At 45.6% G+C, this 10,093-nt stretch carries 3 protein-coding genes and 1 pseudogene; all 4 read left to right on the forward strand.

The genetic code is table 11. The features are described from left to right. The first annotated feature begins 211 nt into the window (after positions 1-211). Positions 212-808 carry a tyrosine-type recombinase/integrase gene (locus tag BM607_RS13095; protein ID WP_071939625.1) on the forward strand — a complete coding sequence of 199 codons (597 nt, stop codon included), beginning with the start codon at positions 212-214 and terminating at the stop codon, positions 806-808. Between the two features lie 153 nt (positions 809-961). Further along, positions 962-8,260: an RHS repeat-associated core domain-containing protein gene (locus tag BM607_RS13100; RefSeq protein ID WP_249269590.1), complete on the forward strand. Its 7,299-nt coding sequence runs from the start codon at positions 962-964 to the stop codon at positions 8,258-8,260. Beyond that, on the forward strand, positions 8,257-8,724 hold the full coding sequence (locus BM607_RS13105; protein WP_071939624.1) for a hypothetical protein: 468 nt from the start codon (positions 8,257-8,259) through the stop codon (positions 8,722-8,724). The genes BM607_RS13100 and BM607_RS13105 overlap by 4 nt, the downstream gene beginning before the upstream one ends. A 206-nt stretch (positions 8,725-8,930) precedes the next feature. Beyond that, positions 8,931-10,093: pseudogene (locus tag BM607_RS21820) on the forward strand (hypothetical protein); the annotation flags it as partial.

Here is a 10,093-nt window from a genome sequence, read left to right on the forward strand (position 1 = left end):
GGTCACTGGTACAACAATACCAATCTTAACTAAGTCCCTAATTCACAAGTCCATCCTAAAAAGCTTTTGCCCCAAAGCAATTCAGCACTTCATTTCTAGACTCCGCTTTAATTTTATTTATGCATGAGATTTTATAATCCATATTTGCTCAGTTAAAAGCGCTATTTCCTATACTTCAAGTGTCTATTCATTACAACCTGAGGAGGTTTATATGGGCGCTTGGAATAAAGGTCATCCCATGGGACAAAAACGACCCTTTAAATTGGAAGAGATTTGGCGTATTCGTACTCGGTTGGAGTTAGAACATAATATTGCTGAGTTAGCGTTACTTAATCTGGCGATTGATTCAAAATTGCGCGCTTGTGACTTACTGCATTTGAAAGTTCAAGACATTACCTCAGCAGGCATCATCAATCCGCGAGTGCGATTAACACAGCGTAAAACCCATCGTGACGTTCAGTTTGAAATTACCCCAAAAACTCAGCACAGCCTGACGTCTTGGTTGCTCGAAAAGGGATTAACCGCTGAGGATTATCTATTTCCTAGCCCAAGGAGTATTCATCAGCCGATGAGTTATAGCTATTACCAAACGAGGGTAAAAAACTGGGCGAGTCAATTAGGGCAGAATAGTGAATTGTATGGCACGCACTCGTTGCGTAGAACCAAGGCGACATTAATTTATCGTCGAACCAAGGATATTCGGGCGATTCAAATCTTGCTTGGACATGTCAAGCTGGATAACACCGTGCGCTATTTAGGTGTCGAAATTGAAGATGCACTGCGGATTTCAGAAGCTATTGAAGTATAAACTTATCAAGTGTAATTATGATTAAAACATCATAGCTGCACTGTTTTGAAAGTAAAATAAAACCAAATAAAGTGTTTTCACTTTGTTGCTAAGGGGTGTTTATTTTTGTATTGTGATTTGACAAAAAAAGGATCTTGAACTAAAGGGAATGTCATGTTGCCACTGTGGACGCTGCGCCGTAAATCATCTTTTGCCGCTTTTATGTTATTGCTTGGACTGGTATGGCTAACACCGAGTTATGCGGCGTTGACGAAACCGAAGGTTGAGATAGACCCAGTATTACCAAACATTCCTTTACCTGTGGATGCACCGACTCTTTCCGGCAGTCGATTTACGTCAATTGTCGAATTACGATGGGGGATTGACTGTTCCGTCACTGCCGTTAATATCCAAGAGTCACTTGATGGTAGTGCTTGGACGAATCTATACAGCGGATTGGGTCAAGCTGATAATGGTGTTGTAGCCTATAAATCGTTTGCTGTTGGTGGCACGGTTTGTTCTGGTGATTGGTCTTGGAAACGAATACTACAGTTACCCAACAAGACTCTCTCTGGATATTACTATCGCATCAATGCTTGTAAAGGTTCATTGTGTAGCGGTTATAGCCCCTCTATTCTTGTTGGCAACCCTTCTGCGCCGACAACTCCAACGACACCAACGTCGATCTCCGCACCAGCAACCAATGCAACTGGGGCCTTTAGTGTTTCTTGGTCGAGCGTCAGTGGCGCTGCGCGTTATGATTTGCAGCAACGAGTGAATGGTGGCGCTTGGGTCGCTAAGTATTCTGGAACGGCCACAAATTATGCGTTGTCGGGGCTCACTTCTGGCACCTATCAGTATCAAGTGCGTGCTTGCACTACAGCGTGCAGTGCTTGGAAGTTATCGAGCAATACGCAGGTGAGTTTGCCCTTGCTTGGCAGTGATTGGAAAAATCTATCTCGGGTGTCTGTTGCGGATGCCGGCGGCAGTGACACTGCACCTTCTGATGCTGTAGACCTCAACGCCGCATCGGTTAAAGGGCAAGCTGGCGTATCGGGTGGTCAAGCAAGTTATCACATTCCCATCGATTTACCGCCAGGACGTAATGGCGTTCAGCCATCTGTATCGCTTAGCTATAACTCCCAAGGGGGGAATGGCATTTTAGGTGTGGGTTGGTCACTCAATGCAGGGTCAAGCATTAGTCGCTGCGCTGCAACCTTTGCCCAAGATGGCTTTACCCGTGCAGTCACCTTTAGTGCCTCAACTGATCGATTGTGCCTCGATGGTCAGCGTTTGATTGCCATTACAGGCACCTATGGCACAGGTAATACCGAATATCGTACTGAGATGGATTCGTTTGTCAAAGTGATCCAACACGGCAATATCAATGACAGTAATAGTCGTTTTACTGTCTATAAACCTGATGGAAATTCGGCAACCTATGGTGCAAATGCTAATAGTCGTTTTGTGCCGGGTGGGTTAAGCACTGCATTAAGCTGGAAAGTGACCCAAGAGTCCTACTCAAACGGCGCCAATACCATCGATTATACGTATGATGACTCGGTGATGGGTGAGCACCTTCTGAGTCAGATTTTTTATACGGGTGGAAATGGGATTTCAGGCGATCGTAATGTCGAGTTTATCTATGTTGCTCGGGCGGATAAACGGAAAAATTATCTTGCGGGAGGGCTAACAACAAGTACTCGTCTTTTATCTGAAGTTAGGGTCAATAGCACTGGGAGTCAGTCGGTTTACCAATACCGGTTTAATTACCAACTGAGTCAAGCCAGTGGTAGGCACTTGTTACAGGTGATAGAACAGTGTGATGCGCTAGGGCACTGTATCTCCACTACAAATATGGCTTGGAGTGACAAGTCTTCAACGGTTGATGCGAATGAATTTTCCATTGGCGGGCAAGCAGTGTTTTCTGGTGAGCTGGACATTAATAAAGTAACGCCACATGGCGATGCTAATGGCGACGGTTCAACAGATTTTCCTGGATATGACACTAATGCAGAGCAGGAAATGCTGGGCCAAAATAGTTTTACTCACGAGAAGGCTTGCTATAACGATTATGTCTCTGATGGCTGGATTTGCGTCGCGTTTGATGCGGACAATGACGGTAAAGTCGACCCCTTTAAATCCATCAATACTATCTTACATATCCAATTGTCTGCGTCGGGGTCACTTTCCTACATTTCAACGGGGATACCGTTTAATCCTAATCGTTTCCCCAGCCCAGATAGACTGATGGGGGCGACAGACCTTAACGGCGATGGTTCTGTTGACCTTATGGTGTTTACCGTTGCGAACAATAAAGGTTACTGGCGGGCTTATTTGAATTCAGGCAACAAACTGGCCCCTTATTCATCCACTGCGCATCAATTGATTCATGAAACACCGATAGACCCCAAATTGGGAAGCTGGCCTGCAAGACCCAGTGTTGATGTCAATATGGCTGGCGATATTGATGGTAATGGCATGATTGATTTTGTGGTTTCAAGTTTGGGCGGCAGTGGCGCGGCAAATGCGCCAGTGCCTAAGCTTCTCAGTTTTATATTAAATAACAGCACTCCGCAGCAATGGAACGCGCAGTGGGCTAACGCTCCTACTTATCCGTTTCACATTGGTGATGGTTTTCATTTTTTCCAAAAGTTGGTTGATATCAATGGCGATGGATTACCTGACATTGTTTCGTGGCGAATGGTAAATAATGACCGATTAATTGGCTATGAACTCAATCAGGGCGGCGGCGTGTTTGCTCCTTGGGTAGCTTTTGGGGGCAATCTTCGCTTGAAGGAGCGCTCACACTCAGTGGTGGTAATAGCGCAAGAACCCATGGATGTCATTTATCCTCAGCACTTCGACAGCATGCAAACGGCTGATATTGATTTAGACGGTATCGAGGAGATATTACTTCCAGGTACGAGGGTTATAACAGGTTGTGCCTATGTTATGTTTCCCGGGGGAACTTCTGGAAGCGGGATCAAAAGGACACTTTGTGGGGATGCACTTTATGGGGATATGCCCGTTGACAGTTCAAATACTGTTCCCAGTAAACCAATTGTCAGTTCTGATTTTGATGATTCGATTTATCAATATGATGCGATTAAATTTGTGTTGCAAGCCGATGGTCGTTGGGGCTTAGTAAAACAGCCTACTCCATTCTATGGCTCAGCCTATGAATCACGTTTAGTGGATGCATTTGGAGATGGCCTTGTTGACATGCTTACCACCTATGGACCACGTATACCTGGAACGGGCCAGTTTAACGAAACGTGGTTACAAAACGCTGCCTCTAGCATGTGGGGCACACAATACGGTGCTTACCTCAGCCGTAACTATGGTTCTGGAACTGGACAAACAACAAGCGATTATGCAGCAACTGATTATCTGCAATCCGTCACTGATGGCCTAGGTAACAGTAGCGAATGGCGTTATCGCCCACTGTCAACCGGAGAAGGCAGTGCGGACCAAGCTAAGCTCTACACTACAGATTTCGATGAAGTGGGAACCGGCTATGTGCATTTCGGCTCCAGCATGTATGTGGTGCAGTCCTTCAAGCAAAGCAACGGTCAGGGCGGGGAAAACGAAACCCAATATGCTTATAAAGGCGCGATGTATAACCTACAAGGACGTGGCTTTACCGGATTTAATCAAATCTGGGAAAAGGATATGCAGCGGGATAAGACGGTGCATAGTGTCTTCAAGCAGAAGTTCCCTGAGGTGGGATTGCTGACATCACAGACAGTGACAGCGCCGAACAAAAATGGTGTCAAGCGTACTGTGGCTGAGCTGAAAAATACTTGGACCGATAACCCGCAGCATAAGGCAAGCCTGGTGCGCAGCAAAGGTGCGTACCACAACATTCAGACCAGCTCGCTGCAGACGTCTTGGGAGCTGGATGATGGGAGCCTGATGTCAGAGATAAAGCAGACGGTAGGAACTAGCCCTACCGATGTGGATGAGTGGGGCAATATTAAGAAGCAGACCCGCAAGATTACGGATTACATCAAGGGTCAAGCTAACACCTATACCAATACCACTGAGACCAGTTTTGCCGTTGATACTAACAACTGGTGGCTTAACAAATTTAATGAGATACGCACCAGCCACGATACCGTTCAGCGCGCTTGGGGAGATGATCCTGTAGGCACGACTGATAAAGCCCAATGGCAACTCCAGACGGTGAATACGTGGGACAATGTGCATAAATTGCCCACACAAGTGACTTATACTGCCAGTAACACCAGTTGTAATCGCGTCGAGCAAACCGGCTTAAACAGCTATGGTTTACCGCTCTGGACTAAAAGCACTGGGCAAAGTAGTGCGTGTACTGCCATCACGGCGAGACAAAACAATTTTACCTACACCAAAGACGGTAAAACTCAAGTTGACGATGGTTATCTGCCTTACAAAGTCACCAATGCCAATGGTCATATCACCACTACCGAATACGATATGGGGCTAGGACTTCCCATTAAAGTGGTCGCGCCCAATAATATCGTGACCCAAACCGAGTACGACGGTATCGGTCGTCCAGTACAAGTGCAGCAGACGGGCAGTCCGACACGTTATCTGCGTTACTTACTAGCGAATGAAGGTAATAACGCTCCACAGGATAATGATAACGTTCCCGTTGTGATGACCCGCACGAGTGGGGCGGGGATGCCCGAGAGTGAGCAGTATTTTGACGGTCAAGGTCGCTTACTGCGCACCGCCACGCAAGGTTTTGATGGCGGTTATCAATACCAAGACAAGCATTATGATGCGTTAGGGCGCATGACCCGAGATTCAACGCCCTACGGTAATGGCACCGCTGCCGACTATACCGAGTTTAGTGACTTTGATGCGCTCGATAGACCTATCAGACGCACGATTCCTAATGGTCGTTCCGGCGGGCTGGAGTCGGTTTATACCTATAGTGGCTTGACAACCAATATTAATGTTGAAGGTCGCACTATGTCGCGCACCTATGGCAGTCAAGGTTGGTTGTATGAAACGGTGGATGCGCAAGATGGTACCAACCGTTTTGCCTATGATGGCGCGGGCAGGCCTTTAGTTATCCGAGATGCCAATAACCGTGACATTAAAGCCACCTACAACGGTTTTGGACATAAAACGCAGGTAATAGACCCTAACCAAGGTACCACAGTCTTTGGGTATAACACCTTAGGTGAGCTTGATAAGCAAACCGATGCCAACGGTGTGGTGCAAACTTATGTGCTTGATGTGCTGGGTCGTATCACTAGCAAAACCACTACAGGCGGCAGCGCCCCGGGCACCGCTACCTTTGTGTGGGATACACTCAAACAAGGCATGTTGACCTCTGAAACTGAAAATGGCGTTACCCGCAACTATAGCTATACGGCGGCACTGCAACTGGCGCAAACCACGATTGCCGTTGATGGCGTGAGTCGTACAGTTAAACATCAGTACGATGGCTTTTATGGTCGTCCTAAGGCATTGGAATACCCTAATGGTTTGACTCTTAAATATGGCTATAACGATTACGGCTACCTTGAGCAGACCAGCAACGCTGCCTCAGGCTATTTGTATCGTCAAATCACGGCTATGGATGAGGCTGGACATATTACCGGCGCAAACTTAGCCAACAGAGTGATGTCTGAATCACGGGTTTATTACAGTGAAGGCACAATGTCGAGTGTGGAAGTGGATGGGCCATTAGGCCTTATTCACGGTCATTACTATGACGGTTACGATGACTTTATGAACCTCACCAGTGAGCGTAATGGTGTCACTGGGCTAGTCAAAAGTTATCGTTATGACAGCTTGAATCGATTGGAAGAATACCAGTTTAATAATACCAATCCGAACTTCACCGCCACGGTCAATTATGCCTATGACAAAGTAGGGAACTTCCTAAAGAAGACCGATTACAGTGCTAATGCCACTAATGCCTATCGTTATGGAGGTAATGCTGGCTGCGCAGCTAACAGTAATGCAGGCCCCAATGCGGTATGCCAACTGAATAAGCTCAATGGCTCAACAGTTAACTTTCAATATGATAAACGTGGAAACCTGCGTGTCGGTGACGGTTTAACCATGACCTATAATGCCATGGATAAGCCGCTGACTATTTCAGGGAGGGGGCCGAACAATAACACCCTAACGGCTTTTGTGTATGGCAGCGATAGTATGCGGGCCAAGCAAAGTCGCACAGTGTCAGGCAGCACAACCACTACCTATTATGTCGATAAGTATTATGAAATCGATAATGATGGCAGCTGGCGTGCCTACCTCGATGACATTGCAGTGTTGAGTTACACTCCACAGCGCAGCCATTTACTGCAGTTCACTTTGCGAGATAGGCTGGGCAGCGCGACGACCATGGCAGACCAAAACGGTAATATTGTCAGCCAGCGTTATTTTGACCCTTTTGGGCGCACAACGGACCTTGGATATAATCATAAGCTGGATATTCAGAATAAGAATACCCTGTTATCCCAGCTGCAAGATTTAGCGGTGACCAACAAAAACCGCCGTGGTTTTACCGACCATGAGCACTTGAATGAGCAACAGCTTATTCATATGAACGGGCGGATTTACGACTATAACCTCGGTCGGTTTATGAGTGTGGACCCGTTAATACAGTCACCTACGTCAACGCAGAGTATTAATCCATACTCGTACATAATGAACAACCCGCTAGCAGGAACAGATCCGACAGGGTATTGTTCGACGGATGATTCTCTAGCAGGTTGTGCAGATAGTTTAGGCGAAGGCGAAACCAAGGACATCACAGATGCCAATGGCAAGGTTGCCGGAACTGTTGGCAAAGACAGCCAGGGTAATATGTATATCACCAAAGGCAACGGCAGCAGTGCTCACCAAGGGATCCAGAGTGCCATGAGCAGCGCCGGTAACGTGTCTTCCGTGGGGAGCTTGCAGCAGAATGCAGGTAAGAGTGGGGAGAGTGGTAGCAATGTAGGTGGCTCCGATAGAGGTACCTCTAAGTCAAATTTCAATACGAGCGAACATCAAGGCAAGCTTGAAAGTGAATCAGTTCTTGGAGAGGCTCCATCAGATCCAGAGCAAGCATATGAAGAAGGTGATATTGCCTCTAGAAATATACCCGACATAAGAAGAGGTAAAGGTCGAGATTTTGTTAATAAATTCGCTATAGCTTATGTAGATAAGAATGGACAGGTTAAGTTAGAAACGTTTTCATCCTTTAGTGAAGCTAATGATTTTGCTGAAAAAGTCAATGGAAAATGGCCTGAGGCAATGGAGAGAGGAGGTTTTGTAACACTGTATAGAAGTGCTACTTATTCTAAAATTGTGGCGAACCGATTTAACCGTTATCAAAAAACACAATTGACGTCTGTGGAAAGTGTTGTTTTCAACTTGGCTCATGAAGGAGTTCATACTAAGTATGGGCCTACTCATGATCAAAGATTAGAGTCTATATCATTTGGGGCAGTTGAAGCTTATAGGGAACGTTCAAGATGAAATTTAATAAATGTATACTTTATATTCTGATGTTTTTTTGTTTTAGGGTTGTTGCAAGTGATTCAATCTACATAACGAGAGAAAATGCAGCTAAATATAATGTTGATGTTAAAGTTAGTGCTAGTGAAATTTATAAGATGTATGAAGTAACTGTTAGAGTGGGCAGTATTCCACCTAAATGGCACTGTTTGAGGCTTAGCAAAGTTGATGTTGGTTTTTATGATGATAATGGACTAATAGCTATAGTGCCGCTAACTTTTAATGATAGTGGTGAGCTTTCTTACACATTTACTTTACGAAAAGAAAATTTAGATAAAACGAGCATTGGTATTAATTACACAAATAATTCAAATAATTCAAATAATTCAAATGATAACAAATGCGAAATCTTATCCAATAATGCATTCATTATCGAATTATTGGGCTGGAAAACGAGTAAATCTGATGTTTTAAATTTAGATTAGCGAGGGAGTTTAACGCCAAAATTTAACGGTAAATTTTAACGGGACATATATGGACGCTCCCGGTGAGTCAAAATTTAAAGAGGCTCCCATTGTTAAAATTGTTTGGGGAAAGAACGGCGCTAGATATAACCATCTGAAATAAAAGTGTTCTTTAACAATTTAAAAAAACCGAAAACGGCGTCAGCCGTGTCTATGCTTGCCTCACGGTGAGGGGCTATACGGCGGCGCTGCAACTGGCCAGCACCACAGTCACGGTCGATGGCGTGGCTCGCACCATTAAGCATCAGTACGATGGCTTTTATGGTCGTCCTAAGGCATTGGAATACCCTAATGGTTTGACTCTTAAATATGGTTATAACGATTACGGCTACCTTGAGCAGACCAGCAACGCTGCCTCCGGCTATTTGTATCGTCAAATCACGGCTATGGATGAGGCTGGACATATCACTGGCGCTAACCTAGCCAACAGAGTGATGTCTGAGTCACGGGTTTATTACAGTGAAGGCACAATGTCGAGTGTGGAAGTGGATGGGCCATTAGGCCTGATTCACGGTCATTACTATGACGGTTACGATGACTTTATGAACCTCACCAGTGAGCGTAATGGTGTCACTGGGCTAGTCAAAAGTTATCGTTATGACAGCTTGAATCGGTTGGAAGAATACCAGTTTAATAATACCAATCCGAACTTCACCGCCACGGTCAACTATGCCTATGACAAAGTAGGAAACTTCCTAAAGAAGACCGATTACAGTGCTAATGCCACTAATGCCTATCGTTATGGAGGTAATGCTGGCTGCGCAGCTAACAGTAATGCAGGCCCCAATGCGGTATGCCAACTGAATAAGCTCAATGGCTCAACAGTTAACTTTCAATATGATAAACGTGGAAACCTGCGTGTGGGTGACGGTTTAACCATGACCTATAATGCCATGGATAAGCCGCTGACTATTTCAGGGAGGGGGCCGAACAATAACACCCTAACGGCTTTTGTGTATGGCAGCGATAGTATGCGGGCCAAGCAAAGTCGCACAGTGTCAGGCAGCACAACCACTACTTATTATGTCGATAAGTACTATGAAACCGACAGTGATGGCAGTTGGCGTGCCTACCTCGATGACATTGCAGTGTTGAGTTACACTCCACAGCGCAGCCATTTACTGCAGTTCACTTTGCGAGATAGGCTGGGCAGCGCGACGACCATGGCAGACCAAAACGGTAATATTGTCAGCCAGCGTTATTTTGACCCTTTTGGGCGCACAACGGACCTTGGATATAATCATAAGCTGGATATTCAGAATAAGAATACCCTGTTATCCCAGCTGCAAGATTTAGCGGTGACCAACAAAAACCGCCGTGGTTTTACCGA

It is taken from the genome of Shewanella sp. SACH, from assembly GCF_001887095.2.
Taxonomy (GTDB): domain Bacteria; phylum Pseudomonadota; class Gammaproteobacteria; order Enterobacterales; family Shewanellaceae; genus Shewanella; species Shewanella baltica.